Origin of the sequence: Pseudonocardia sp. N23, from assembly GCF_002583555.1 — a bacterium.
Classification (GTDB): domain Bacteria; phylum Actinomycetota; class Actinomycetes; order Mycobacteriales; family Pseudonocardiaceae; genus Pseudonocardia.
Window position 1 is genome coordinate 221454 of sequence record NZ_BEGX01000077.1, and the last position, 24852, is coordinate 246305.

The window sequence follows — 24852 nt, forward strand, 5'->3', positions numbered from 1 at the left end:
GCAGGCGGGGGCCGGCGCCGGCGCGGGTCCGGCTCAGGCGGAGCGTCGCCGCCGACGGGTCCGTCCGCGCGCGGAGCCGGCCACGACGGTGCACGCGTCGCACGGCTTCCCGTCGGGCGCCACGAGCGACGCCGGCGACACCACATGGCCGCAGATCGCCTGGTAGCGGCCGGTGTCGGCCGCGGTGGACCGGGTGAGCTCGGTGTCGGGGACGGCATGGGAGCGATCGTCGAGCCGGCACGTCACCGCGACCGTCACCACGGGGGACGGGTCGTCGACCGTCATCCCGACGACAGGGTCGGCGCCCTGAGCTCGTCCTGCACGTCCCACTGCCACGTCCTGTCCGTCCCGGCAATCGACCGGACCCGGGTCCGGACGCCGCGCACGCTATCGTTCCCGTCTCGACAGGTGTCTGCAAGGTCGTCTGCACGTGCATCTGCAAGCACGAGTCGCCTGTCCGGCGGATCGGGGGACGAGCATGACGACATCGGACACGGATGTGGACGAGGGCCCGGAGGGGAACGCGGCCTGGCTGCCCGCCGCCGCTCTCGCGGCCGTCACGTGGCGCAAGGCGACCGCCAGCAACCCCAGCGGCGACTGCGTCGAGGTGGCCGTCCTCCCGGACGGGGACGTTGCGGTCCGTAACTCCCGCGCCCCCCACGGCCCGGCGCTCGTCTACACCCGCGCGGAGATCGCCGCCTTCGTCGCCGGTGTCCGCGGCGGCGAGTTCGACGACCTGACCTGCTGATCGCCCGACCTGCCGACAGCCGGAACCGGCGACGCCGTTCGGCGACGACCGCCGCTGCCGCCGCTCCGGAGCGCGCACACGTCGCTATGCTGCGTGACGACCGTGCGTTCCCGGCGTCTGGAGCCCGTCCCGTGACCACACCCGGACCACCGCCCCGGCTGCCCGATCCCGGCCACAGCGGCCCCACGGTCCTGCGCATCGTGCTCGGCACCCAGCTGCGGCGGATGCGGGAGGCCAACGGCGTCACCCGCGAACAGGCCGGAGACCACATCCGGGCCTCGCACGCCAAGATCAGCCGGCTCGAGCTCGGCCGCGTCGGGTTCAAGGAACGCGACATCGTCGACCTCCTCACCCTCTACGGCGTCACCGACGACCGCGAACGGGCCGAGTTCATGGAGCTCGTCACCCAGGCCAACGCTCCCGGCTGGTGGCAGCATTACGGCGACATGCTGCCCAGCTGGTTCGAGATGTACCTGCGGCTCGAACAGGCCGCGTCGGTGATCCGCACCTTCCAGGTCCAGTTCGTCCCCGGCCTGCTGCAGACCGAGGACTACGCCCGCTCGGTCATCGTCGCCGGGCACCAGGGCGAGTCCGTCGAGGACATCGACCGCCGCGTCCAGCTGCGCATGACCCGGCAGAAGCTGCTGACCGAGCCGGGATCCCCGCGGCTGTGGGCGGTCGTCGACGAGGCCGCGCTGCGCAGGCCCTTCGGCCCGCCGCGTGTCATGCGCAGCCAGCTCGACCACCTGCTGCACATGGTCGAGATGCCCAACGTGTCGGTGCAGGTCCTGCCGTTCCGGTTCGGCGGGCACGCCGCCGCGGGCGGACCGTTCACGATCCTTCGCTTCGCCGAGCCGGACCTGCCCGACATCGTCTACCTCGAGCAGCTCACGAGCGCGGTCTACCTGGAGAAGCGCTCCGAGGTGGAGAGCTACCTCGCCGTCATGGAGCGGGTGTGCGTCCAGGCCGAGACCCCGGCCCGCAGCGCCGAGATGGTGATGCGGATCCGCCAGGACCTCTGACGCCTGCCGGGCTCGTCAGCCCGCCCGGCGGCCGATGCCGCCCGCGTAGAGCGTGTGCACCGGGCTGTCGGTCGGCGTGGCCGCGTCGGGACGCCAGTCGTTCGCGTAGACCAGGCCCGGCTCGACCATGTCGAGGCCGTCGAAGAACCGGCGGATCTCGTCCCACGTGCGGAACCGGCCCGTGCCCAGCCCGCCCTGCAGGAAGCCGTTCTCCAGCTTCGCGGCGCGCGGCTCGTCGTCGTCGAGGAAGTGCGACAGCAGCATGTAGCTGCCGACCGGCAGCCGGTCGCGCAGCGTCGCGACGATCCCGTACGGGTCCTCGTCGTCGGCGAGGTGCTGCACGATGCCCGACAGCAGCAGCGCGAACGGCTGCGACAGATCGATCAGGCCGGTCACCGTCGGGTCGGCGAGGATCGCCGCCGGGTTGCGCAGGTCGGCGGTGATGACCTCCGTCGTCGCGTCCTTCGCGAGGAGCGCCCGCCCGTGGGCCAGCACCCCCGGGTCGTTGTCGACGTAGACCACCCTCGTCGCCGGGGCGATCGCGTGCGCCAGCTCGTGGACGTTGCCCTCGGTGGGCAGGCCCGACCCGATGTCGAGGATCTGGCGGACGCCCGCCTCCTCGACCAGGTAGCGGACGCCGCGACGCAGCAGGTTCCGGTTGTCCTTCGCGATGACCGGCGCGTCCGGGAGCGCGTCGATGAAGCCCTGCGCGGCGCGCCGGTCGATCTCGAAGTGCTGCTTACCGCCGAGGACGTAGTCGTACACGCGGGCGATCGACGGCCTGGAGAGGTCGGGCTCGGCGGGGTCGTCCTGCGACGTCCCCGGGCGGCCGGCCGGTCGATCGTTCACCGCGTGTACTCCTCGTGCTGGGTGTCGGCGCCCGGGGCCGAAAAGGCCGGTCCCGGGAGGTGCTGACCCTAGCGAGATCGTCACCGCCGCCTCACCGGCGGGCGGGGCGTGTCGGCGCGCTCAGCCTGTCGGGCCACCCTCGCCGCGCTCGCCGTCGGGATGCTGCGGCAGCCCGAACAGCGGGAACAGGCTGGTGTCGAGGAAGTGGCTGAAGCCGATGATCCGGCCGCCCTCGATGTGCAGCACCTGGATCGAGAACGGCTGATGCAGCCCGCCCGGCCCGCTCGGCCGGTACGACGCGAACGCCGGCTGCCCGTTGGCCTCGAACGGCAGCAGCCGCGACCCGCGGCACTCGGCACCGGGCCGCCCGTCGGCCATCCACGTGATGATGTCGTCGCGGCCACGCATCCACAGCGCGAACGGCGGCATGACCTGCACCGCGTCCTCCGCGATGAGCCCGACGAGCGCTTCCATGTCGAACGCCTCGAAGGCCCTCACGTAGCGGTCGAGCAGGGCCCGCTGCCCGTCGTCCATCGGGTCGGGCCGGTCGTCGGTGGTGTCGCGGGAGCCCATCGTGGCCCGGGCGCGCTGCAGGGCGCTGTTGACCGAAGCGACCGACGTGTCGAGCAGCTCCGCCGTCTCCGCCGCCGACCACGCCAGCACCTCGCGCAGGATCAGCACCGCACGCTGGCGCGGCGGCAGGTACTGCAGGGCCGCGACGAAGGCCAGCCGGATCGACTCCCGCGCCACCGCCGTCTCCGCCGGGTCCGCCGCCGACGGCAGCACCCGCGTGTCGGCCATCGGCTCCACCCACGCCGTCGCGTCGAGCGGCTCGCCCAGCGCCTCGGCGACCGGCCGGCCCGCGGCCGTCAGGTCCATCGGCAGGGCGCGGCGCTTGCGGCCCTTCAGCATGTCGAGGCAGACGTTGGTGGTGATCCGGTACATCCACGAGCGCAGCGACGACCGCCCGTCGAACTTCGCCAGGCCCCGCCATGCCCGGATCATGGCCTCCTGGACCGCGTCCTCGGCCTCGAACGCCGAGCCCAGCATCCGGTAGCTGTAGGCCGTCAGCTCCCGGCGGTGTTCCTCCAGGCGTGGGTCGAAGCCGCCCAGAGCTGCGGCGTCGGCGGCCGCCGGCTGCGTCGCCAGGTCGGTCATGGCTCGAACCCCCAGGGTCGGTCGGACACGGTCGACCCCGGCCGTGAGACGACCCGGGCCCTCGAGGAGCCAGCATAGGGACGGACACCGACGAAAACGCCCGCCCCGATCACCCCGGGCGGCACCCGGGGTCCGGCGCGCGGGCCCTTCAGCCGGGTGGGTCGTGCGAGGTCAGATGGATGGTCGTGCCCGCGCTGCCGTGTTCGATGCGCACCTCGCCGGACAGCTCACGGATCATCGGCAACCCGAACCCGCGGGCCGGGCACCGCCGGGCGATGCCGTTCCAGTCGCCGCAGTCGTGCACCGTGCAGTCGACGCGGCGTGTCCCTCCGGTCGACGAGAGCCGCGCGTCGAGCCGCACCCCGCCGCAACGTTTCGCGCAGCCGTGCTCGACCGCGTTCGAGACGGCCTCGTTGACGGCGAGCACGACGTCGGCGGCGGCCTCCGCGGTCCAGCCGGCCGCCGCGAGCCAGCGACCGAGGTCGCGGCGCATGGGCTCCAGCGCAGCAGGGGTACAGGCGACCGGCCAGGACACCGCCCCCGCTGCACTCATCGCCGCCCCGTCACCGCTTCGACCGTCCCCGGCCCTCGTGGTCGCACGAACTGCGGATACCCGCGGTGGTCGTGAACCCAAACCGGGAGCCCTGCCCGGTCCCGTGGGTGATCACCGGGAGCGGGACCCGTAGCGGCAGGGGTGACGTCCATGCCCGGTGGACGCCGATCACCGATCGGCGCCGCCCGGGCGACGGGGTCAGGCTCGCGCCGAGCGCTCCAGGACTCCGCGCAGGAGGGCGGCCTGGCCGGCGTGCTGGGCGTCGTCGTCGACGACGCTGACGAGCCGGACGCCGAGGGTCACCGGCGGGTCCCAGCGCTCGTCGACGACACGGTCGAGGTCGTCCGGGCCGACCGTGCGCAGGAACGCGAGCGTCCGCTCGGTGACGGCGGCGAGGTAGCCGCGCAGCAGGTCCGCGGACGGGCGGACGGCGGCGACGTCGTCGGGGGTGTGGCCGTAGCCGGTGGCGGCGTCGGCGAGGGGGAGGGCGAACCGGTCGGCCCAGCCGTCGGCGGTCCAGGTCTGCTCACGCCCGGCGACCTCGCAGACGTGGTCGTCCTGCACCCGGATCAGGTGCCACACCAGCCAGGCGATCGTGTTGCCCTCCGGGTCGGGCCGGCCGTACAGCACGGCGTCGCCGATCCCGTCGAGCGTGGCGCCCACGGTGTCGGGGATGCGGCCGAACGCGTCGGCGAGCAGGTCGGCTGGGGTCACGGGGGCGGCCTCCTGTGTGGACGGCCGAGCGGCGGCGAGTCGTGCGGCGCGCCCGGGAAGGAGTGGACGGTCGGCGACGCTACGCACGATCCGGCGCCGCCGCAGCACGTCCCGGGACACCGTGTCCGAGAGCGGCGGCGAGCGGACGGAGGCGGCGACGGCGGCGCGCGCGTCGGCGGCGATCCGGGAGCCCTGCTGCTCGACGCGACGTCCGACGGTTCGGTGTCCGCGGTCGCGGCCGGCAGGGCCGACGCCGTCAGGGTCGAGCCGGTCCGGAGAACCTGCTGGTGCGGCCCGACGGCGTCGTGGCCTGGGGTGGGCCGACGGCCGACGGTCTCGACACGGCGCTGACCCACTGGTTCGGCCCGCCGCGCTCACCGGGGGACACTGGGGGCGTGGGCGACAGCGACCGGACCGGTGACGACGAGCAGCACGACGACGGCACGGACGTCGGGGGCACGGACGTCGGGGGCACGGACGTCGGGGGCACGGACGTCGGGGGCACGGACGTCGGCGGCTCACCCGCATGCTTCGCCCACCTGCTGTGCCCGGAGTGTTCCGCGGTCCCCGAGGACGGCGCGGCGCGGTGCTGGCGCTGCGGGACGACCCTGCCGGCCCGCGACGCCTGAACGGCCCGGTCAGGCGCGGGGCGAGATCCGCACCCCGGCGCGCCGGGCGATGTGTGCCGAGGCGGCGGGGGAGAGGCCGCGGCGGCGGTCGTCCCAGTCACCGCGGTCGGGGACGTCGATCGGCGAGTGGCCGGACCCGGCCGGGGCACACGGCAGGTTGTGCACGTGGGTGTGGTTCCACAGGACCGTGCCGTCGGGCAGGACGCGGTCGATGTGCGCCAGCTCGAGGTGCGCGTCGTGGTCGGCCACGTAGCCGTAGCAGCGTTCGCAGATGCGGATCATCGATCGGTCTCCAGCGGCCGGGCCCGCGCTCCCGCGGACGTGTCGGAGGGGGTGCCGCGTCGACGTCGACGGTGATGCCGGTCCACCCGTGTGGTTGCGGGTCGGGACACCGCAACCGAGTGGAAGTGTCTCATTTCGAGACGAGGTTCGGCTGTTGCCTACGCCACGCGCAAGGATGTCCGGCCGCGACTGGACCGATCCGGACGGCGTCGCGGTTGCCGCGGGGGTCGTGGTCGGCCAGAGTGGTCGTTGCAGGGACGCATCGTGTTGAGCAGGCAGCATGCGCGCCGTTCCACCCCACGACCATCTTTCGGCCGGGAGTGACGATGAGTCCGATGATCAGCCCCGCCCCGGGCGGGTTCGAGGTGCGGGCACACGTGCCCGTCCCGACGGTGGCGGTGCTGCGTCCCGAGGGCGAGCTCGACATGGTCACCTCACCGGAGCTCGTCGTCCGCGTCGAGTTCCATCTCGACCAGGAGCGCCACGTCGTGGTCGACCTGCGCGACGTCGACCTGCTGACGTCCAACGCGCTCCACGCCCTGCTCGCGGTCCACGCGGCCGCTCAGCGCCGGGGGCTGAGGCTCCGGCTCACCGGCACCGACCACACCGCGGTCACGCGGGTGCTCGGCCAGACCGGTCTCGACGCGGTGCTGCCGATCTCGGCGTCGAGCACCGAGGAGGTCGTCGCCGCGCTGGCGCACCCGCGCCCGGTGCAGCGGGACTGACCGGACCGCACGCGGGGCGACCGACCGGGCGTTCCCGGGCTCGCCCGCGCCACGCCGCCCTACGTGGTCCGTCCGGCGCTGACGGGTCGTTGGTCCCTACCGGACGGACGGGTGCCGGGTATGGACTCCGCCCAGGCAGCGACGCCTGGTCCATCGGGGGCCCTCTCCTCACAGGGAGGAAGGCGGACACCAGCGCGCGCCGCCCGTTCCGGGACGTTCCCGGCAGCTCGCCCTGGAGGACCTCGTGCGTTCCCCGCATCCCTTCGCGTCCCGTCCCGCGACGACCGACCGTGCCGGGGCGCCCGTCCGGCCGGACACCGGCCGTGGCGTGGCGGTCACGTTCCACGGTGACGACGACGTGGTGGTGTCGGTCCGGGGGCCGCTCGACGACGCGACCGTGCGGCGCGCGACGCGACTGCTCGCCGTGGTCGACACCGAGGGGGTGCGCCACGTGATCCTCGACGCCGCGACCTCGCCCGAGGCGCCGGCCGCGCTGCGTGGGGTGCTGGACCCGTTGCGGGCGCGGCTGCAGGCCCGGGGCGGCTGGCTGCTCGTGGAGGGCGCTGCGGCGGTGCCGCACGAGCCGAGCCTGCTGGAGGTCTTCGCGGCCTACTCGCAGGCGGTGCGCGGCGCCGGCGGACCCTCGGCCCCCGCGGTCCCGGCCCCTCGCGAGCGGGCGCGAGGTGAGCGGACCGGACCCGGCCTGCTGCCGCGGGAATCGGTCCCGGCGCTCACCGGCTGACCGTCGCGGCCGCCGCAGGGGCACGGCCGCGACGGCGGGTCCGGGCTACTTGTCCGACGCCAGCAACGCGGCCCCGACGATCCCGGCCTCGTTGAGCAGCTCCGCGGGCACCATCTTCGCGTGGACGTCCACCTTGGACATCCACTTCGACGACTTCTTGCTGACGCCACCGCCGACGACGATCAGGTCCGGCCACAGCAGCGACTCCACGACGCCGTAGTAGCGGGTGAGCCGCTCGGCCCAGTCGTCCCACTCGAGGTCCTCGCGCTCGCGGGCGGAGTCGGCGGCACGCTTCTCGGCGTCGTAGCCGTCGATCTCGAGGTGGCCGAGCTCGGTGTTGGGCCACAGCTTCCCGTCGATGACCAGCGCCGACCCGATGCCGGTGCCCAGGGTGCTGACCAGGACGACGCCGGAGTTGCCCTTGGCCGCCCCGAAGCGGACCTCGGCCACCCCGGCGGCGTCGGCGTCGTTGACGACGAGCGCCTTGCGGCCGGTGGCCTTGTTCATCAGCTCGTGGGCGTCGGTGCCGACCCAGCTGTGGTCGATGTTGGCGGCGGTCCGCACGATGCCGTGCTGCACGACCGCGGGCAGGGTGCAGCCGAACTCGCGGTCCCACCCGAAGTGGTCGAGCACCTGGGTGACGACCTCGGCGACGGCGTCGGGCGTCGCGGGCTGCGGGGTGGGGATGCGCAGCCGGTCGTCGGCCAGCTCACCCTTGCGCAGGTCGACGGGCGCGCCCTTGATCCCCGAGCCACCGATGTCGATGCCGAACCCGATGTGCTTGCCGAACTTCTTGTCACCGGACATGGTCACGCCTCTCCGAGTGCCGCGGAGACCACGTCGCGGGCCTCCTCCTGGATGCGCGCCAGGTGCTCCGCGCCGCGGAAGCTCTCCGCGTAGACCTTGTAGACGTCCTCCGTGCCGGACGGGCGGGCGGCGAACCAGCCCGACTCCGTGGTCACCTTGAGGCCGCCGAGCGCCTCGCCGTTGCCGGGGGCGGTGGTGAGGCGGGCGGTGATGGGTTCGCCGGCGAGCTCGGTGGCGGTGACGTCGTCCGCCGCGAGCTTCCCGAGGCGGGCCTTCTGCTCACGGGTGGCGGCGACGTCGGTGCGCGCGTAGGCGGGGTCGCCGAAGCGGTCGGTGAGCTCGCGGTAGTGCTCGGTCGGCGTCGCGCCGGTGACGGCGGTGATCTCGGAGGCGAGCAGCGCCAGGATGATGCCGTCCTTGTCGGTGGACCAGGGCGAGCCGTCGAACCGCAGGAACGACGCGCCCGCGCTCTCCTCGCCGCCGAAGCCGACGGATCCGTCGAGCAGACCGGGCACGAACCACTTGAACCCGACCGGCACCTCCAGCAGCGTGCGGTCGAGGTCGGCGGTGACCCGGTCGATCATCGACGAGCTGACCGCGGTCTTGCCGACGGCCGCGCCGCCCGGCCAGCCGGGCCGGTGCGCGAACAGGTAGCCGATGGCCACCGACAGGTAGTGGTTCGGGTTCATCAGCCCGCCGTCGGCGGTGACGATGCCGTGCCGGTCGGAGTCGGCGTCGTTTCCCGTGGCGATCGTGAACTCGGGGTTCTCCGCCATCCGAGAGACCAGCGACGCCATCGCGTACGGCGACGAGCAGTCCATCCGGATCTTCCCGTCCCAGTCCAGCGTCATGAACGCGAAACGCGGGTCGACGTCCGGGTTGACGACGGTCAGGTCGAGACGGTGCCGGTCGGCGATCGCGGCCCAGTAGTCGACGGCCGCACCGCCGAGGGGGTCGGCGCCGATGCGGACCCCCGCCTGCCGGACGGCCTCGAGGTCGACGACGGCGGGCAGCGCGTCGACGTAGGTGCCCAGGAAGTCGAAGGGGCGGGTCGTGGCCCGCGCGAGCGGGACGCGCTGCACACCTGCGAGCCCGGCCTCCAGCAACTCGTTGGCGCGGTTCGCGATCCAGCCGGTGGCGTCGGTGCCGGCGGGACCGCCGTGGGGCGGGTTGTACTTGAAGCCGCCGTCGGCGGGCGGGTTGTGCGACGGGGTGACGACGACCCCGTCGGCGAGCCCGGACGTGCGGCCCCGGTTGTGGGCCAGGATCGCGAACGACACGGCGGGGGTCGGCGTCCAGCGGTCGTCGGCGTCGACCAGGACGTCGACACCGTTGGCCGAGAACACCTCGACGGCGGTGGCCCAGGCGGGCTCGGACAGCGCGTGGGTGTCGCGTCCCAGGTAGAGCGGGCCGTCGGTGCCCTGGGCGGTGCGGTACTCGACGATGGCCTGGCTGGTGGCGGCGATGTGGTCGTCGTTGAAGGTGGTGACGAGCGACGACCCGCGATGGCCCGACGTCCCGAAGGCGACGCGCTCGGCGACGACCTTCGGGTCGGGATGACGGTCTCGGTATGCGGCGAACAGCTCGTCGAGGTCGACGAGGTCCTCGGGGCGCGCGGGGGTTCCGGCGCGCGGGTGCGGGGCCATGTGGCACAGCCTGCCGCAATAACCCGGGCGCGCAAGGGCTGCGCGGCCCGGTCGCGGGTCTCAGCCGCGGACGAGCCGCGGGAGCAGCGACGACGCGATCGTGATCATGGCGACCGCGGCGAGCACCAGCACCCCGAAGTCGAGCCACAGCCGCGCCGGGGTCCCGATGAGCAGCCCGCGCAACGCCTCCACCTCGTAGCTGAGCGGGTTGACGTGGTTGACCACCTGCAACCACCCCGGCATGAGGTCGACGGGGTAGAGCGCGTTGGAGGCGAAGAACAGCGGCATCGTGATCGCCTGCCCGATGCCCATCAGCCGGTCGCGCGACAGCACGAGCCCGGCGATCGTGATCGACAAGCAGCAGAAGAACGCCGAGCCCAGCAGCAGGGCGGTGACCACGCCGAGCCAGTGCAACGGGTTGGGCGACAACGACACCCCGAGGAGGAGCGCGAGCAGCAGCACGACGACGGCCTGCGCCACGGCTCTGACCCCGGCGGCGAAGGCCTTGGCGGCGACGAGCGCGACCCGCGGCGTCGGCGTCACCAGGAGCTTGGAGAGCACCCCGGCGTCGCGTTCCCAGATGATCTGGATGCCGTAGAAGATCGCGATGAACAGGGCGGACTGGGCGAGGATGCCGGGCGCCAGGTAGTCGAGGTACGGGGTGTTCCCGGTCGGGATCGCGTGGATGCGGGTGAACACCTGGCCGAAGACGAGCAGCCACAGCGCGGGCTGGACGGCGCGGGTGAGCAGCTCGGAGCGGTCGTGGCGCAGGCGTTGCAGCTCCACCAGGCACATCGTCGCGATGCGGCGGACCGCGGTCGCGACGACACCGACCGGGCCGGGGTCCTCAGCCGAGGCGGCCGGCGGTACGACGGGCAGCACGGACATCGCGCAGTCCTCCGGATCGTTCGTCGAGGGTGTCGCCGGTGTGGTGGCGGAAGACGTCGTCGAGTGTGGCGTCGGGCCCGATTGCGCTGCGCAGGTCGGCGGGGGTGCCGAGGGCGCGGACGCGGCCGCGGTGCATCAGCGCGATGCGGTCGCACTGCGCGTCGGCCTCGCCCATCGCGTGCGTGGTGACCAGGACGGTCATGCCGGTGGCCTCGCGGATCGTGGTGATCCGGTCCCACACGCCGTCGCGGGCGACGGGGTCGAGCCCGACGGTCGGCTCGTCGAGGACGAGCACCCGCGGCGCGCTGACGAGGGCCTGCGCGAGCTCGAGGCGGCGCACCATGCCGCCGGAGTAGGTCTTGACCTGCCTGTCGGCGACGTCGAGCAGGTCGACGGCGTCGAGCACCGCGTCGACCTGGGCACGGCGGTCGCGGCGTGGGACGTCGAACAGCCGGGCGAACAGGGCGACGTTCTCCCGGCCGGACAGGGTGCCGTCGGCCGACAGCTGCTGCGGGACGTAGCCGAGCATGCGGCGGACGGCGCTGCGGCGGCGCGCGACGTCGACACCGAACACCTCGATCGCGCCGGGCGGTGCCGGGAGCAGCGTGGTGATCATGCGGATCGTGGTGGTCTTGCCCGCGCCGTTCGGGCCGAGCAGCCCGAACACCTCGCCGGGGCGGACCTCGAGGTCGATCCCGTCGACGGCGACGGTGTCGCCGAACTCCTGGCGCAGGCCGGTGCAACGGATCGCGGGTCCGGGGTCGGTCATCCGGCCTCCTCCTCGTCGGGGACAGCGGGGACAGCGGGGGCAGCGGGGACAGCGGGGTGCGGCTGGTCGGCGAGGAGATCGGTGAGCCGGGCCAGCGCGGGCAGGGCGGCGGCGAGGGCGGCCTGCTCCTCGGAGGTCAGCTCGCCGATGCCCGCGGTGACGAGCGCGCCGCGCGCGGCACGCCAGCGGGCGAGGCGGGCGCGGGCGGCGGCGGTGAGCTGGAGACGGGCCGCGCGGCGGTCGCCCGGGTCGGGCGTGCGCTCCAGCAGGCCGGCGCCCACGAGCTGGTTGACCAGGGTGGACACGGTGTTGGCCGCCAGGTGCAGGCCCCGGGCCGCGGCGGCCACACCGACGCCGGGGTCGGACTCGACGAGCTGCAGCAGCTCCAGCTGGGCGCCGCGCAGCAGGACGGGGTCGGTCGAGGTCTCGCGCACCCGGCGGCGAACGACGCGGCGCAGGCCCATGACGGCTGCCATCAGCTCGTCGCCACGGGGAGGGGTCACATCGGCGACTCTACCTCCGTCACAGAGCTATTACCGATGGCAAGAACCATGCCGGGCTGCTCAGGGCAAGGGCATCCACTCGGGACAGGTGTCGCTGTTCGGGACAGGCGCCGCTGTTCGGGACAGGTGTCGCTGTTCGGGACAGGGGCCGCCGGTCAGGACAGCGATGCGTAGTGCATCTGCATGACGACGCCCATGACGATCGCGCCGACGCCGATGACCAGCGGGACGAGCCAGCGGGTGACCGCACCGCGGCGGCGCGCGAGCAGCGACAGCACGATCGCCGCCAGGCCGAACGCGTAGCCGGCGAGCGGCATGAAGTACCCGGCCACGGCGCCGGAGACAGCGATGACGGTGGCCGCGACGACCTGCGTCGATCCCTCGCCCAGTCCGCGCGGCTCGGTCTCGCCGGCTTTCCCGGTCCCACTCATCGCGATTCGCCCCTGCTCGTCGTCGGTCGTGTGTCCGCCACGGTACCGATGGCGTTCCGGGTGGCGGGGGTCGCCCGAAAAGATGTCACTTGCGAAAGTGGAAAGTATCCACACGGTGGAGGCATGAGCGACTACGTGAGCGTCCGCAAGAGCGGCCGGGGCCGCGGCTCGACCACGACGTTCGCGCTGACCCCGCAGGGCCGCACGGCCTACACCGCACACCGCGACGCGCTGCGTGCCCTGCTCGACGGCCCGCACGTGGTCTGAGTCACGCGTGGTCACGAGGGGGATCGGGCCAGGACCTCGCCGTGCAGGAGGGCGAACCAGCCATCGGGGTCGGCCGCCCATGCGCGCCAGCCGGCGGCCATCTCGTCCAGGTCGCCCCGGTCGGCGATCCCGCGGTCGAGGGCCTGTTCGGCGACCCGCGACGACGTGATCCGCTCCGCCCAGGCGCCGCCCCACCACGATCGTTCCTGCGGCGTCGAGTAGCACCAGACCGACGCCGACGCCGTGACCTCGGCGAACCCGGCGCGCCGGGCCCACGCGTGCAGTCGCCGGCCCGCGTCGGGCTCGGCGCCGTTGGAGTGGGCGACGGCCCGGTAGGTCGCCAGCCAGGCGTCGAGCCGCTCGTCGGCGGGGAACCACGTCATCGCCGCATAGTCGGCGTCCCGGGCAGCGACGACACCGCCGTCGGTCAGCACCGAGCCCATCGCGCGCAGGGCCGCGACCGGGTCGGTGAGGTGCTGGAGGACCTGGTGGGCGTGCACGACGTCGTAGCGGCCCGCTGCCGGGTCGAGTGCATACACGTCGGCGACCTCGAAGCGCAGCGTCGCGATCCCGGCTCCGGTCGCGCGGGCCTCGGCCAGCGGGTCCTCGACCGGTTCGATGCCGACGACGGGTCCCGGCGCGACCGTCCGCGCCAGGTCGGCCGTGATCGTGCCCGGCCCGCAGCCGACGTCGAGCACCGACAGCCCTGGGCTCAGGTGGGGGAGCAGGTAGCCGGCGGAGTTGGCGGCGGTCCGGTTGCGGTGCGAGCGCAGGACGCTGTCGGCGTGGCCGTGGGTGTAGACGTCGGGCGTCTCAGGCACGGGCGCTCACCGCCTCGTCCAGCGCCGCGCGCATCGGTTCGACCGGCCCCGGCAGGCCCGTCATCAGCGTCACCTGTTCGACGGCCTGGTGCAGCAGCATCGACAGCCCGCTCACCACCCGGCAGCCGGCGTCGGCGGCCGACGCGGCGAACGGCGTCGGCCAGCCCGCGTACACGGCGTCGAGCACCGCCGTCGACGGCGACCACGCGGTGCCGACGAGGACGTCCGCGGCGCCGTGCGGCAGCGTCGAGATCACGACGCCCGCACCGGCCAGCGCACGCGTCGCCGTCCCGGGATCGGCGAGGTCGTCGCGGACGTCGGGGGTGACGCCGAGCCGCTCGGCCGCCTCCCGCAGCGCCGCGGCCCGGCCGGTGTCGCGGACCAGCACCCGCGGCGCCGGGTCGCCCAGCTCGCGCAACGCCGCCAGCGCCGCCCGGGCCGTCCCGCCCGCGCCCAGCACGACCGAGTTCCGTGCCGTGGTGACCCCGGCCTCCCGCAGCGCCGCGACGAGCCCGGCGACGTCGGTGTTGTCGGCGAACCGCCCGTCCGCGCCGAACACCAGCGTGTTCGCCGCGCCCGTGGCGGTGGCCAGCGGCGACACCCGGTCGGCGACGTCGATCGCGACCCGCTTGAGCGGCATCGTCAACGACAGACCGGCCCACGACCCGTCGAGACCGTCGACGAAGCCGGGCAGCCCCGCCTCGTCGCACTCGTGCAGGCCGTAGGTCCAGCCGTCGAGCCCCAGCGCGTCGTAGGCGGCGCGGTGCAGGACGGGGGACAGCGAGTGCGCGACGGGGGAGCCGAGCACAGCGGCGCGGCGAGTCGGTTGCGCAGGCATCCCGGCAGTATGCGCACCGCCGCCGACGCGCGTGATCAGTACCCCTGCGGGGGACCCCAGCTGCGGAACCGTTCCAGCGTGACCTTGCCGTCCGCGTCGCTGTCGCCGGCCGCCTCGCGGGCCTTGAACCGCTTCACCCCGTACTCGACGCCCGCGAGCGTCATCGCCGACTCCGAGCAGCCCATGCCGTACTTGGCGCGGACCCGCTCGTCGGCCAGCGTCATGCACTCGCGGGTGCGCGTGACGAAGTCGTCGAGGGTGTACTCGGCACCGGCCTCGAAGTAGTCCTTGACGATCAGCGACGGCGAGTAGAACGACTGCGTCGACCCGTCCGGCCAGCGGACGTCGAACACAACATCGGGCACGGCTCTCCTCGAGGTGCGCGTGGTGAGGGGGATCCGATCGGCGACGTCGGCGATCACCCACAGGTTAATGCCCCGGGGCCCCGGCGGTGCTGCCCACCGCCCGTCACGGGAGACTGCCCCCGTGAGATCGGGATCGACGGTGCTCGTGCTCGGCGGACGCAGTGAGATCGGGGTGGCCGTCGCCGAGCGGCTCTCGGCCGCCGGTGCGGGAACGGTGGTGCTGGCCGCGCGCCGCAGCGACGACCTCGACGACGAGGAGCGCCGCGTCCGTGCGGGCGGCGCCGAGGTGGAGCGGGTCGAGTTCGACGCCGACGACCTCGCCTCCCACCGGCCCCTGCTCGACGAGCTCGTCGCCCGGCACGGCCGGCTCGACACCGTGGTGGTGGCCTTCGGCATCCTCGGGCAGCAGGCCCGCGCCGAGGCCGACGCCGCGCACGCCGTCGAGATCGTGCACACCGACTACGTCGCCCACGTCCACGTGCTGACCCACCTCGCGCAGGTGCTGCGGGAACAGGGCAACGGCACGCTCGTCGTGTACTCCTCGGTCGCGGGGTGGCGGGTACGGCGGGCCAACTACGTCTACGGCTCGGCGAAGGCGGGTCTCGACGGCTTCGCGAGCGGGATGGCCGACGCGCTGCACGGCAGCGGGGTACGGATGCTGTTGGTGCGGCCCGGGTTCGTGGTCGGCCGGATGACCGCGGGCATGACGCCCGCTCCGCTGTCGAGCACGCCCGAGCAGGTGGCCGACGCGACGGTCGCCGCGCTGGCGAAGGAGCGCCGCGAGCTGTGGGTCCCAGCCGTCCTGCGGCCGGTGTTCTTCGCGATGCGGCTGCTGCCTCGCGCCGTGTGGCGGCGCATCCCGCGCTGACCGCCGGCGCACCGGCCCGTGCTGCGGCGGCCCCTCCGCGCCCTGGTCCCCGGGCGCAACGTCACTCTCGTCCGCCCCCTCCGCGGGAGCAATGAGGTTGCGGCCGTGGACGGACTATCCGGCCAGTGGCGTGTCGGCGGCGGACGGCGCAGCGGCGGGCGGCGCCGTGGCGGGTGGCGCAGCGGCGGCAGGCGCGGCGGCCGGGTCGGCGGGGGTGTCCGGGTGGTCGTCGGCGCGCAGTTCCGCCTTGAGGATGCGGGTGGAGCGGCCGAGGCTGCGGGCGGCGTCGGGAAGGCGCTTCGCGCCGAAGAGCAGCACCGCCACCCCGATGACGATCAGCCAGTGCCACCAGCTCAGCTCGCCCATTCCCGTGCCCTCCTCGCAGCCCTGCTTCTCATCTGCTTCTCGCAGCCGGGTTCGTTCTCCCGGCCCGGTGCGGTTCAGTCTGCCGCCCGCTCCGAATCCGCCCGGCACCGGTGTGACAATTCTCAGGCTGCTCTCAGTCTGTTCCGGGTGATTCCCGGAAATCGGTTCGGCGATTTCCGGTGACAGGTCCGGAAGACTGTGCAATGAGGCTGTCGTCCGTTTTCGGAGTTCGGTCCGACACCTGGTCGCGCGGTGACCGTGGCGGGCGTCGTCACATCGTCCCGGCCTGGTAGACACGCACGGGTGAGAGCTCGAAAGGCGCTGGGCAGGCTCGTCGTGATGATCGTCGCGGCAGGCCTCGTGCTCGCCGCGGCGGTGTTCCCCGCCGTCGGCGGAGCGGGGGCGATGGCGGCCGAGGTCGCGCAGTCGGCGGAGGGCTCGACGAGTGATCTCGAGTCCGGTGTGCTGCCGTCGGCGTCGACCGTGACCGATTCGTCGGGAAATCCGATCGCCTATCTCTTCGACCAGTACCGCGTCCCGGTGAATGCGGCACAGATATCACCGGCGATGAAAGCGGCGATCGTCGCGATCGAGGACAAGCGCTTCTATCAGCACGGCGGATTCGACCCGCTGGGCGCGGCCCGGGCGTTGGTCAACAACTCGAACGGCGGCGCGACCCAGGGCGCCTCGACGCTGACCGAGCAGTACGTGAAGAACTACGACCTCTACGTCGCGGCGACCACCGACGCGCAGCGCAAGGCCGCCGTCGCACCCAGCTACGCGCGCAAGCTCAAGGAGGCCGAGCTCGCGATCAGCCTCGACCACCGGGTCGGCAAGGACGACATCCTCGCCGACTACCTCAACGTCGTGTACTTCGGCAACGGCGCGTACGGCATCGGTGCCGCGGCCCGCACCTACTTCGGGACCACCGCCGACCAGCTCACCGTCCCGCAGGCGGCGCTGCTGGCCGGGATGGTGCAGAGCCCGTCGGACTACGACCCCGTCGTGCACCCCGATGCCGCGAAGGGGCGCCGGGATGTCGTGATCGGGCAGCTGCGTGACCAGGGGTCGATCACGCCCGACCAGGCAGGCGCCGCCCTGCAGGCGCCGCTCGGGGTGGTCGGGACCCCGGCCGCCCCCGCGGAGGGGTGCATCGGCGCGGGCGACGCCGGCTTCTTCTGCGCCTACGTGCTGCAGTACCTCCAGCAGGCGGGCATCACGAACGACCAGCTGGTGTCCGGCGGGTACACGATCAGGACGACGCTCGACCGGGGTGCGCTCGACAAGCTCAAGGCGGCCGTCGACGGCCAGGTCCCGCCGACGCAGCCGCACGTCGCCGACGTCATCTCCGTCATCACTCCGGGCGCCGACGGGCACCACGTGCTGGCCATGGCCGCCAACCGCACGTACGGCAACAAGCCCGGCGAGTCCAGCTACGGGCTGCCCTACGTCCCCGAGAACATGGGCGCGGGCTCGGTCTACAAGATCTTCACCGCGGCGACGGCGATGGAACAGGGGAAGCTCGGCATCGACACGATCATCGACGTCCCCGCCAGCGGCTACACCTCGCCGATCTACCGCGGGTCGAGCGGCACGCCGATCCCGGTCCGCAACGACGGAACCTACCCGCCGCAGCTGTCGCTGACCCAGGCGCTGGCCGAGTCGCCGAACACGGCGTTCGTCAAGCTGGAGGAGACGACGGGCATCCCGCCGGTCGTCGACATGGCCGAGCGCCTGGGGCTCACCTCGCTCGCGACGACACCGGCGACGCGGACGCCGGGGTCGCCGTCGATCGGTGACGTCGCGAAGTCGCAGCGGCAGGCGTCGTTCACCCTCGGGGTGTCGCCGACGAGCTCGCTGGAGCTGGCGAACGTGATGGCGACGCTGGCGAGCCACGGCGTGTGGTGCCCGCCGAGCCCGGTGCTGTCGGTGACCGACCGGTCGGGTGCACCGGTCACGGTCACGCAGCCCGCGTGCAAGCAGGTGCTCGACCCGGGGATCGCCGACAGCCTGATGAACGCGCTGAGCAAGGACGACCAGGCGGGTGGGACGTCGGCCGCGGCGGCGGGGGCGCAGGGCTGGGACCGGCCCGTCGCGGCGAAGACGGGGACGACGCAGCAGTACAAGTCGGCGGCGTTCGTCGGGGCGACGCCGCAGATCGCGGGGGCGTCGATCGTGTTCGACGACAGCAGCTCGCCCCGGCCGATCTGCGACGGCAGCCCGCCCTTCAGCTGCGGGTCGGGCAACATCTACGGCGGCAAGGTGCCCGCCCGGACCTGGTACGGCGGGGTCGGCGACATCCTCGCCGGGCAGCCGGTGGCGCCGCTGCCGCCGCCGGACCCGCGTTACGTGACGGGCGCCACGCAGTGACCTGATCCCGGCGCCGGGGGCGGGACGAGGACGACGCAGCACCGGCCCGGTCCCGGGTCGAGGACGGCGCGTTCGGGCGGCTCGCCGCGGGCATCGAGGACGGCGCGGACCAGGTCGAGACTCATTCCGCAGGTCAGGGCCGGGTGATCGGCTGCGAGACGGTGGAACGGGCAGTTGGCCAGTGTGGTCATCGTGGTGCCGGGGCGGGGTTCGAAGCCGAGTCCGGAGAGCGTTGCGAGGAGGTCGCCGCCGATGTCGTGGGCAGCGCGGTCTCCGGCGGCGGCCGCGGCGGCGCGTACGGCGTCGGCCATCGGGGTGTCGTGGGTGAGGTTGTCCTCGGCCGCGGCGGCGAGCACCGCCGCGGCGAGTGCGTAGCGACGTTCGGGCAGGGTGACGTCGAACTCGCGGGGTGAGCGGCGGTAGAGCTTGGCGGGGCGGCCCGCGCCGGGGCCGCGGCGGGTGCCGAGCCGGCGGAACTCGGTGACGAGCAGGCCGTCGTCGACGAGCCGGTCGAGGTGGAACTTCGCGGTGTGCCGGGCGAGCCCGGTCGCGGTGGCGGCCTGGTTGCGGCTGACGGCGTCGGCCTGGGCCACGACGTAGCCGTAGAGGGTGCGGCGTTGCGGCTCGGCGAGCGCGCTGACGCTCTCGATCTGGGCGACCAGGTCGGTCATGCGCGCGACCTCCTTCTAACGGACACTGACATTGACATTAGAGGGAGCGGGCCTCTAGCGTCCAGTGTCGTGTCCGTCGGAAGCCGGACCGCTGCGTGACGACCGGACTCCGGAGGATTCGTGCCGACTCCCGACATCGCCCTGGCCGACGCGGTCGTGCGGCCGCTGCGCGTCACCGCGCCCGAGTCCGGTGTGGACCTCGCGCGCGCCGAGCGCGCCGCCCGTGAGTTCCTCACCGCCCTCGGCGTCCCCACCGACGGGGAGGCCACCGCGGGCACGCCCGGACGGATGGCCCGCGCCTACGCCGAGATGCTCGCCCCGCGTCCGTTCGACCTCACGACCTTCGAGAACGACGAGGGCTACGACGAGCTCGTCCTCGCCCGGCGGATCCCCGTCGCGTCGGTGTGCGAGCACCACATGCTGCCGTTCGTCGGGGTCGCGCACGTCGGCTACCTGCCCGGCGGGCGCATCCTCGGCCTGTCCAAGCTCGCCCGCGTCGTCGAGCTGTTCGCCCGCCGCCCGCAGGTGCAGGAACGGCTCACCAAGCAGGTCGCCGACTGGCTCGACGAGCACCTCGCGCCCCGCGGCGTCGGCGTGGTCGTCGAGGCCGAGCACATGTGCATGTCGCTGCGCGGCGTCCGCAGTGAGGGGACGAGCACGATCACGTCGACGCTGCTCGGGAGCCTGCGGGAGGACCCGCGCTCGCGCGCCGAGTTCCTCGCGCTGACGATGCCGCGACCGGGCGGCGTCGCGGGCTGAGCGGCCGACGCCCCCCCCGCCCGCCGGGTCCGACACGAGCCCGGTTGCGCCATGGTCGAGCCGGGCCGGCGACCGGCTCGGGGGTGGATGGCACCGGGCGCCGTGGTGGCATCGCGCGCGGTCTGTCTACCCTCGCGTGTCCGGACGGGAGGGGGCGCGGTGGCGGAGCGGCACGAGTCCGTCGTCGAGGAACAGATCCGGCTCGCGGCCGAGCGTGGCGCGTTCGACGACCTGCCCGGCAAGGGCAAGCCGCTGCGCCTCGACGGCCCCGACGACGACGCCTGGTGGGTCCGCGGCTGGATCGAGCGCGAGGGTCTGTCCGGCGACGCCCTGCTGCCGACGTCGCTGCTGCTGCGCAAGGAGATCCAGCAGCTGCCCGTCACGGTCGCGGGACTGGGTGAGGAGGCGCAGGTCCGGGCGACCGTGTCCGACCTGAACCGGAGGATCGCCGCGTGGCTGCTCGCGCCGACGCCGCCGCAGGTGCCGTTGGCGCCCGTGCGCGCCGACGACGTCGTCGCGGCCTGGTGGCAGGCGCGGGAGAGATCACAGAACGAAGTTCGACACCCGGTAGAAGGTGTTGGGTCGGCGTCGGGCACAGTGGTGCAGACCGCTGCAGACCCCGAGCCAGGAGCCGCGTCCGTGACCTCCCCGACCTCGCCCTCGATCCTGTCCGGTCCCGCCCGCGCCTTCCGTGCGGTCGCGATCGCGGAGGCCTGTTCCTGGACCGGCCTGCTCATCGGCATGTTCTTCAAGTACGTCGTCGTGTTCGACGACATCGGCGTGAAGATCTTCGGCCCGATCCACGGCGCGCTGTTCGTCGCTTACCTGGTGGTCACGCTCGTCGCGGCCCGCCGCCTCGGCTGGACCCTGCGCACGACGCTGCTCGCGCTCGTCGCGAGCATCCCGCCGCTGTTCACGCTGTGGTTCGAACGCTGGGCGCTGCGCACAGGGCGCCTCCACGGCGCCGGCACCGCGACCACGGGCGGCGCCACGGCCTGAGCCCCGGTCACGGCTGTTCGGCGGCGGGTGCGGCCAGTACCTGGTAGACGGGCCGCAGCAGGTCGACGACCTGTGCGCCGCGGACGGTGATCGCGAACGGCGGGACCTGGTCGAGCAGTGCGTCCGGGGCTGTCGGCACCGGGACGACGCGGCGTGCGTCGTCGAGGCCGGGCCCGGCGGTGAAGAACTCGCCGAGAAGGTCGGTCAGCGGGGGCGCCGACGGCTCCTCGGCGTCGCCCGCGCCCGGACCGGGCCGGGCCTCTGCCGCCACGGCGCGGCGCTCGCGCAGGTTGGCCAGCAGCGTCTCCCGGTCGCGCCCCCGCAGGACGAGGACCTCGAACGGGTCGGCGTCGAAACGCTCGGCGAGCAGGTAGAACACCGCTGCCAGGTGCTTGCACGGCACCGCGTGGTCGGGACACGTGCAGTCCATGACCAGGTCGCGGGCGTCAGCCGGGAACAGTGCCAGGCCGAGCGAGGCGAACAGCCCTTCGATCTCGGGCGGCATCGACCCGGCGAGCAGGGCGGCCGCGTACCAGGCGTCGGCGGCCAGGGCCTCCTCGACGCGGGTCCACTCGGGCTTGCCGTAGGTCGTGATGCCGATCCGTACCCGGTAGGGCTGCTCCCGGCTGCCCTGCACCCTCGCCGTGATCGATCCGGGATCGAGCCGCAGCTCCAGGGTCTGCCCGGCGCGGGCGTAGCTGCGTCCGCGGGCCATCCGCCCGCCGGCCATGACCTGTTCGAGGACCTCCAGGAACCGCGCCGACCACCACGTGCGGGCGACGGCACCACGCGTCGCATGGATCTGGATGCCGCCTGCGACCTTGCGCGGCTTCCCGCCGGACTCGGCGTCGCGCCACCAGAACGGGTCGGGCTCACGCGCCACGGGGCACCTCCCCGGCCGCGTCGGCGGACCCATCGTCGGCCGGTACGTCCTCGGCGAGCGCCTCGCCGCCCAGGGCGAAGACCTCGCGCAGCTGCGCCGTCGAGAGTTCGGCAAGATCGCCGACCCAGTTCTCACCGTCGCCGATCACCTTGCCCGACAACGCCTTCTTCGACGTGATCAGGTCGTCGATGCGTTCCTCGACGGTGCCCCGGCACACCAGCGTGCGGACCTGTACGTTGCGCCGTTGCCCGATGCGGAACGCCCGGTCGGTGGCCTGGTTCTCCACCGCCGGGTTCCACCACCGGTCGAGGTGCACGACGTGTGACGCCGCCGTGAGGGTCAGCCCGGTGCCGCCCGCCTTGAGCGAGAGCAGGAAGATCGACGGCCCGTCGGCGGACTGGAAGCGGGCCACCATCTCGTCGCGGCGCTTCTTCGGGGTGCCACCGTGCAGGTAGAGGATCTCCTGGTCGAACCGTGCCGACAGGTGTGGCACCAGCATCGAGGCGAACTCTGCGTACTGGGTGAAGCACAGCACCTTGTCGCCCTCGGCGACGATCGTCTCGAGGATCTCCTCCAGCCGTGCCACCTTGCCCGAGCGCCTGCCGATGGGGGAGCCGTCGTGCAGCAGCTGCGCCGGGTGGTTGCACACCTGCTTGAGCTTGGCCATCGCGGCGAGGACGTTGCCGCGGCGCGCGATGCCGTCGCTGCCCTCGATGCGTTCCAGCATGTCGTCGACCACCGTGCGGTACAGCGACGCCTGCTCGCGGGTGAGCCGGTAGTACTGGGTGATCTCGATCTTCTCCGGCAGGTCGTCGATGACGCTCGCGTCGGTCTTGACCCGGCGCAGCAGGTACGGGCGCACGATGCGGCGCAACAGCGCGGCGGCCTCGTCGTCGCCGTAGCGCTCGACCGGGATCGCGAAGCGCTGCCGGAAGCGTTCCGGGCTGCCGAGCATGCCGGGGTTGAGGAAGTCCATGACCGACCACAGCTCGGCCAGCCGGTTCTCCATCGGGGTGCCGGTGAGCGCGATCCGGTGCCCCGCCCGGAGCCGGCGGACCGCGCGGGACGACGCGGCGAGGCTGTTCTTGACCATCTGTGCCTCGTCGAGGACGACGCGGTGCCACTCGAAGGGTTCGAGCAGGTCGGCGTCGCGCACGACGGTGCCGTAGGTGGTGACGACGAGATCGGCCCCGGCCGCGGCCGCGGTGAACTCGGCGCCCGACGATCGGTCGGCGCCGTGGTGGACCAGCACCCGCAGCCTGGGCGCGAACCGGGCGGCCTCCCGTTCCCACGTCCCGACCAGCGACATCGGGCAGACGAGCAGCGTCGGCCCGTGGGGATCGTCGTCCCGTTCGGCCGCTTCGAGCGCCAGCAGCTGCACGGTCTTGCCCAGACCCATGTCGTCGGCCAGGCAGGCACCCAGGCCGAGGCGGGCGAGGAACGCGAGCCACGAGACGCCGCGTCGCTGGTAGGGGCGCAGCGTCGCGGTGAACCACGACGGCGGCTCGACGGGGGCGAGGGTGTGCTCGGCCGACCCGTCGAGCAGGTCGCCCAGCCAGCCGGTGGCGTCGACCCCGACGACCGGCAGCGGCACGTCGGCCGGTGGCGCCGCGGCCATCGCGACGACCTCCCCGGCCGTCGGGCGGCGGCGGTTCGCGTTGCGGCGCATGAACTCCAGGCCGGTGCGCAGCTGGTCGGGGTCGATCGTCACCCACTGCCCGCGCAGCCGCACCAGAGGCGCCTTCGCTGCGACGAGCTCGGCGATCTCGTCCTCGTCGAGCACGTCGTCGCCGACGGCGAGGTGCCACCGGAACGCCGCCAGCTCCTCGCGGCCCAGTCCGCCTCGGGTGACGACACCCGGCGCCGCCGTGGAGCTCGCCGACAGCCGCAGCCCGAGCCGCCGTGACCCGTCCCAGCCGGCGGGCAGCTCGACGTCGAACCCCTCGGCCAGCAACCGGCCCGCGACATCGGTGAGGAACTCCGCCGCCCCGTCGACGTCCAGCGGCAGCATCTCCGGGCACGCCGAGCGCAGCGCCCGGGTGAGTCGCGGGTAGACGAGTGCGGCGCGGCCCAGCTCGGCCAGCAGCAGCTCCTGCGGCTCGCCGATCATGCGGGCGAGCCCCGGGCCGGTGCCGTCCCAGATCCGGGTGGCGGACACGAGCAGGCTCGGGTCCTCGGTGGAGCGCAGCGCGAACTGCAGCTCCCAGCGGGTGCCGTCGCCGGTCTGGTCGGCGCTCGGCGAGTCGGGGTCGGCCGGGTCGTCGAGGACCTCGACCTCTGCGAGCCGGAACGACGCCCGCGCGGGTCCGGCCACCTCCGCGCCCACGTCGTCCCAGGCGGCGACGGCGCGGGCCAGCTCGTCGAGCTCCGGGCGCCCCACCCCGGCGGCACCGCCGACGCGGTCGTCGGCCGTGACCAGGGCGGCGAGCCAGGCCTCGGTGGCGGGAGTGACGGCGGGGGCCCGGCCCCGGCGCGGGGGGACCACGTCGACAGGCTCGTCGGCGCGGGCCAGCCGGTCGCGGACCGCGGCGTCGGCCAGGGTGGCCACGGCGTCGGTGACCAGGGCGTGCGGCTCGTGCCCGCGGAAGTCGGGCGGGGCGCCCGGCGCCGACCGGGGCCGGCGTTCGGCGCGGCCCACCGGCGGGACGGCGGCGACCAGGCTGTCGAAGGCCACCGCGTCGAGACCCTGGACGACGGGACGCCAGCGGGCACGCGGCGCGTCGGCGCCGGCATGGACCAGGGCGGGCAGGACCCGGCCACGAGCGGCGAGGCCCTCGGCGAGATCGAGGACCGCGCGCAGATGGGCCACCGACGAGCCGTAGCGCACCGCCGGATCGGGATCGCGCAGCTCCGCCGCGTCCACGAGCAGCGCCGGGACTGTCCAGGCCAGCAGCTCGGGCGCGGTACGCGGCCGGCGGACCGGACCGGTGCGGACGAGCTCGGGGGAGGACAACGGCCCCGTGGGCCGACCGGGTAACAGCAGGACGAGCGGCGCCGCCTTGCCGGGGTGCAGCGCGGCGAGCTCCCCGGAGGGCACCGCGAACGGGTGCGGCCGCGCGGTGCGCAGCGAGCGGGCAGTCGTGGTCGCGGGGCGCTCGCCGTCCTCGGCCCACAGCAGCACGCCCCGGCCGGGGGACCACAGGGCATGGACGACGAGCACCCCGACAGGCTACGACGGA

At 73.7% G+C, this 24852-nt stretch carries 29 protein-coding genes; 10 read left to right on the top strand and 19 right to left on the bottom strand.

From position 1 onward, the window contains the following. Positions 1–33: 33 nt before the first annotated feature. On the bottom strand, positions 34–336 hold the full coding sequence (locus TOK_RS22675) for a hypothetical protein (RefSeq protein WP_141566500.1): 303 nt from the start codon (positions 334–336) through the stop codon (positions 34–36). A gap of 142 nt (positions 337–478) precedes the next feature. Here TOK_RS22675 and TOK_RS22680 point away from each other — a divergent pair, with 142 nt between their 5' ends. Both TOK_RS22680 and TOK_RS22685 read left to right on the top strand, forming a co-directional pair. Continuing rightward, the gene (locus TOK_RS22680) at positions 479–748 is read left to right on the top strand and encodes a DUF397 domain-containing protein (protein ID WP_098959997.1); all 270 of its coding nucleotides are present in this window, start codon (positions 479–481) and stop codon (positions 746–748) included. A gap of 131 nt (positions 749–879) precedes the next feature. Continuing rightward, positions 880–1770 (top strand): helix-turn-helix transcriptional regulator, encoded by an 891-nt coding sequence (locus TOK_RS22685; RefSeq protein ID WP_253258566.1) that lies wholly within the window; start codon positions 880–882, stop codon positions 1768–1770. A 15-nt stretch (positions 1771–1785) separates the two neighbouring features. Here TOK_RS22685 and TOK_RS22690 read toward each other — a convergent pair whose 3' ends face one another. From TOK_RS22690 to TOK_RS22705, 4 genes are all read right to left on the bottom strand, one after another. Continuing rightward, a complete protein-coding gene (locus TOK_RS22690) occupies positions 1786–2619 on the bottom strand; it encodes an SAM-dependent methyltransferase (protein WP_098959999.1) in 834 nt (277 codons plus the stop codon). Positions 2620–2739: 120 nt separating this feature from the next. Further along, the gene (locus tag TOK_RS22695; protein ID WP_098960000.1) at positions 2740–3777 is read right to left on the bottom strand and encodes a sigma-70 family RNA polymerase sigma factor; all 1038 of its coding nucleotides are present in this window, start codon (positions 3775–3777) and stop codon (positions 2740–2742) included. Between the two features lie 148 nt (positions 3778–3925). Next, a complete protein-coding gene (locus TOK_RS22700) occupies positions 3926–4330 on the bottom strand; it encodes an ATP-binding protein (protein ID WP_098960001.1) in 405 nt (134 codons plus the stop codon). Positions 4331–4528: 198 nt separating this feature from the next. Further along, complete coding sequence (locus tag TOK_RS22705; RefSeq protein WP_098960002.1) at positions 4529–5044, bottom strand: DinB family protein; 516 nt, start codon at positions 5042–5044, stop codon at positions 4529–4531. 62 nt (positions 5045–5106) lie between these two features. Here TOK_RS22705 and TOK_RS35475 point away from each other — a divergent pair, with 62 nt between their 5' ends. After that, positions 5107–5673, top strand: a complete 567-nt coding sequence (locus TOK_RS35475) for a hypothetical protein (protein WP_374754922.1) — start codon at positions 5107–5109, stop codon at positions 5671–5673. A 9-nt stretch (positions 5674–5682) separates the two neighbouring features. On the opposite strand, the gene TOK_RS32800 is transcribed toward TOK_RS35475, so the two are convergent. Continuing rightward, complete coding sequence (locus TOK_RS32800) at positions 5683–5955, bottom strand: hypothetical protein (RefSeq protein ID WP_098960004.1); 273 nt, start codon at positions 5953–5955, stop codon at positions 5683–5685. Between the two features lie 335 nt (positions 5956–6290). Here TOK_RS32800 and TOK_RS32805 point away from each other — a divergent pair, with 335 nt between their 5' ends. Both TOK_RS32805 and TOK_RS22725 read left to right on the top strand, forming a co-directional pair. Continuing rightward, positions 6291–6680, top strand: a complete 390-nt coding sequence (locus TOK_RS32805) for an STAS domain-containing protein (protein WP_172457716.1) — start codon at positions 6291–6293, stop codon at positions 6678–6680. A 244-nt stretch (positions 6681–6924) separates the two neighbouring features. Further along, positions 6925–7422, top strand: coding sequence for a hypothetical protein (locus TOK_RS22725; protein WP_098960006.1), 498 nt, complete (start codon positions 6925–6927; stop codon positions 7420–7422). Between the two features lie 45 nt (positions 7423–7467). Here the strand turns inward: TOK_RS22725 and ppgK are convergent, their stop codons facing one another. The 6 genes from ppgK to TOK_RS22755 all read right to left on the bottom strand — a co-directional run bounded on the left by ppgK (position 7468) and on the right by TOK_RS22755 (position 12466). Then, positions 7468–8229, bottom strand: coding sequence for a polyphosphate--glucose phosphotransferase (ppgK, locus tag TOK_RS22730; protein ID WP_098960007.1), 762 nt, complete (start codon positions 8227–8229; stop codon positions 7468–7470). A gap of 2 nt (positions 8230–8231) precedes the next feature. After that, the gene (gene pgm / locus TOK_RS22735) at positions 8232–9875 is read right to left on the bottom strand and encodes a phosphoglucomutase (alpha-D-glucose-1,6-bisphosphate-dependent) (protein WP_098960008.1); all 1644 of its coding nucleotides are present in this window, start codon (positions 9873–9875) and stop codon (positions 8232–8234) included. 60 nt (positions 9876–9935) lie between these two features. After that, the gene (locus TOK_RS22740) at positions 9936–10763 is read right to left on the bottom strand and encodes an ABC transporter permease (protein WP_098960009.1); all 828 of its coding nucleotides are present in this window, start codon (positions 10761–10763) and stop codon (positions 9936–9938) included. Beyond that, entirely contained in the window at positions 10723–11532 is an 810-nt protein-coding gene (locus TOK_RS22745; protein ID WP_098960010.1) for an ABC transporter ATP-binding protein, read from the bottom strand. The genes TOK_RS22740 and TOK_RS22745 overlap by 41 nt, the downstream gene beginning before the upstream one ends. Beyond that, positions 11529–12035, bottom strand: coding sequence for a MarR family winged helix-turn-helix transcriptional regulator (locus tag TOK_RS22750; RefSeq protein ID WP_306305160.1), 507 nt, complete (start codon positions 12033–12035; stop codon positions 11529–11531). Before TOK_RS22750 ends, TOK_RS22745 begins: the two co-directional genes overlap by 4 nt. 155 nt (positions 12036–12190) lie before the next feature. Beyond that, a complete protein-coding gene (locus tag TOK_RS22755; RefSeq protein ID WP_098960011.1) occupies positions 12191–12466 on the bottom strand; it encodes a hypothetical protein in 276 nt (91 codons plus the stop codon). A gap of 123 nt (positions 12467–12589) precedes the next feature. Between TOK_RS22755 and TOK_RS32810 the strand changes: the two genes are divergently transcribed. Then, complete coding sequence (locus TOK_RS32810) at positions 12590–12733, top strand: transcriptional regulator (RefSeq protein WP_172457717.1); 144 nt, start codon at positions 12590–12592, stop codon at positions 12731–12733. A gap of 11 nt (positions 12734–12744) precedes the next feature. Here TOK_RS32810 and TOK_RS22760 read toward each other — a convergent pair whose 3' ends face one another. Genes TOK_RS22760 through TOK_RS22770 form a run of 3 tightly spaced genes read right to left on the bottom strand, consistent with a single transcriptional unit; the run spans position 12745 to position 14757 of the window. After that, positions 12745–13554, bottom strand: a complete 810-nt coding sequence (locus TOK_RS22760) for a methyltransferase domain-containing protein (protein WP_098960012.1) — start codon at positions 13552–13554, stop codon at positions 12745–12747. Further along, entirely contained in the window at positions 13547–14392 is an 846-nt protein-coding gene (locus TOK_RS22765; RefSeq protein WP_098960013.1) for a shikimate dehydrogenase, read from the bottom strand. The genes TOK_RS22760 and TOK_RS22765 overlap by 8 nt, the downstream gene beginning before the upstream one ends. Positions 14393–14427: 35 nt before the next feature. Beyond that, a complete protein-coding gene (locus TOK_RS22770; RefSeq protein ID WP_098960070.1) occupies positions 14428–14757 on the bottom strand; it encodes an MSMEG_0570 family nitrogen starvation response protein in 330 nt (109 codons plus the stop codon). 139 nt (positions 14758–14896) lie between these two features. On the opposite strand from TOK_RS22770, the gene TOK_RS22775 reads away from it, so the two are divergent. Further along, positions 14897–15625, top strand: coding sequence for an SDR family NAD(P)-dependent oxidoreductase (locus TOK_RS22775; protein WP_098960014.1), 729 nt, complete (start codon positions 14897–14899; stop codon positions 15623–15625). A gap of 114 nt (positions 15626–15739) precedes the next feature. Here TOK_RS22775 and tatA read toward each other — a convergent pair whose 3' ends face one another. After that, positions 15740–15991 (bottom strand): Sec-independent protein translocase subunit TatA, encoded by a 252-nt coding sequence (gene tatA, locus TOK_RS22780; protein ID WP_098960015.1) that lies wholly within the window; start codon positions 15989–15991, stop codon positions 15740–15742. 303 nt (positions 15992–16294) lie between these two features. Here tatA and TOK_RS22785 point away from each other — a divergent pair, with 303 nt between their 5' ends. Further along, positions 16295–18361, top strand: coding sequence for a transglycosylase domain-containing protein (locus tag TOK_RS22785; RefSeq protein ID WP_098960016.1), 2067 nt, complete (start codon positions 16295–16297; stop codon positions 18359–18361). On the opposite strand, the gene TOK_RS22790 is transcribed toward TOK_RS22785, so the two are convergent. After that, positions 18337–19032, bottom strand: coding sequence for a metalloregulator ArsR/SmtB family transcription factor (locus tag TOK_RS22790; protein ID WP_098960017.1), 696 nt, complete (start codon positions 19030–19032; stop codon positions 18337–18339). The two genes, TOK_RS22785 and TOK_RS22790, sit on opposite strands and share 25 nt — an antisense overlap. A 156-nt stretch (positions 19033–19188) precedes the next feature. Between TOK_RS22790 and folE the strand changes: the two genes are divergently transcribed. Next, entirely contained in the window at positions 19189–19791 is a 603-nt protein-coding gene (gene folE / locus TOK_RS22795; RefSeq protein ID WP_098960071.1) for a GTP cyclohydrolase I FolE, read from the top strand. Between the two features lie 159 nt (positions 19792–19950). Continuing rightward, positions 19951–20790, top strand: a complete 840-nt coding sequence (locus tag TOK_RS35480) for a DnaJ family domain-containing protein (RefSeq protein WP_374754923.1) — start codon at positions 19951–19953, stop codon at positions 20788–20790. 7 nt (positions 20791–20797) lie between these two features. Here the strand turns inward: TOK_RS35480 and TOK_RS22810 are convergent, their stop codons facing one another. After that, on the bottom strand, positions 20798–21673 hold the full coding sequence (locus tag TOK_RS22810; protein ID WP_253258567.1) for an SWIM zinc finger family protein: 876 nt from the start codon (positions 21671–21673) through the stop codon (positions 20798–20800). Beyond that, entirely contained in the window at positions 21663–24833 is a 3171-nt protein-coding gene (locus TOK_RS22815; protein ID WP_098960019.1) for an SNF2-related protein, read from the bottom strand. The genes TOK_RS22810 and TOK_RS22815 overlap by 11 nt, the downstream gene beginning before the upstream one ends. Positions 24834–24852 lie beyond the last annotated feature (19 nt).

Coding starts and splice junctions, on each gene's coding strand:
- TOK_RS22680 (WP_098959997.1), top strand. CDS start 479: ATGACGACATCGGACACGGATGTGGACGAGGGCCCGGAGGGGAACGCG.
- TOK_RS22695 (WP_098960000.1), bottom strand. CDS start 3,777: ATGACCGACCTGGCGACGCAGCCGGCGGCCGCCGACGCCGCAGCTCTG.
- TOK_RS22700 (WP_098960001.1), bottom strand. CDS start 4,330: ATGAGTGCAGCGGGGGCGGTGTCCTGGCCGGTCGCCTGTACCCCTGCT.
- TOK_RS32800 (WP_098960004.1), bottom strand. CDS start 5,955: ATGATCCGCATCTGCGAACGCTGCTACGGCTACGTGGCCGACCACGAC.
- TOK_RS32805 (WP_172457716.1), top strand. CDS start 6,291: ATGATCAGCCCCGCCCCGGGCGGGTTCGAGGTGCGGGCACACGTGCCC.
- ppgK (WP_098960007.1), bottom strand. CDS start 8,229: ATGTCCGGTGACAAGAAGTTCGGCAAGCACATCGGGTTCGGCATCGAC.
- pgm (WP_098960008.1), bottom strand. CDS start 9,875: ATGGCCCCGCACCCGCGCGCCGGAACCCCCGCGCGCCCCGAGGACCTC.
- TOK_RS22740 (WP_098960009.1), bottom strand. CDS start 10,763: ATGTCCGTGCTGCCCGTCGTACCGCCGGCCGCCTCGGCTGAGGACCCC.
- TOK_RS22745 (WP_098960010.1), bottom strand. CDS start 11,532: ATGACCGACCCCGGACCCGCGATCCGTTGCACCGGCCTGCGCCAGGAG.
- TOK_RS22755 (WP_098960011.1), bottom strand. CDS start 12,466: ATGAGTGGGACCGGGAAAGCCGGCGAGACCGAGCCGCGCGGACTGGGC.
- TOK_RS32810 (WP_172457717.1), top strand. CDS start 12,590: ATGAGCGACTACGTGAGCGTCCGCAAGAGCGGCCGGGGCCGCGGCTCG.
- TOK_RS22765 (WP_098960013.1), bottom strand. CDS start 14,392: ATGCCTGCGCAACCGACTCGCCGCGCCGCTGTGCTCGGCTCCCCCGTC.
- tatA (WP_098960015.1), bottom strand. CDS start 15,991: ATGGGCGAGCTGAGCTGGTGGCACTGGCTGATCGTCATCGGGGTGGCG.
- TOK_RS22790 (WP_098960017.1), bottom strand. CDS start 19,032: ATGACCGACCTGGTCGCCCAGATCGAGAGCGTCAGCGCGCTCGCCGAG.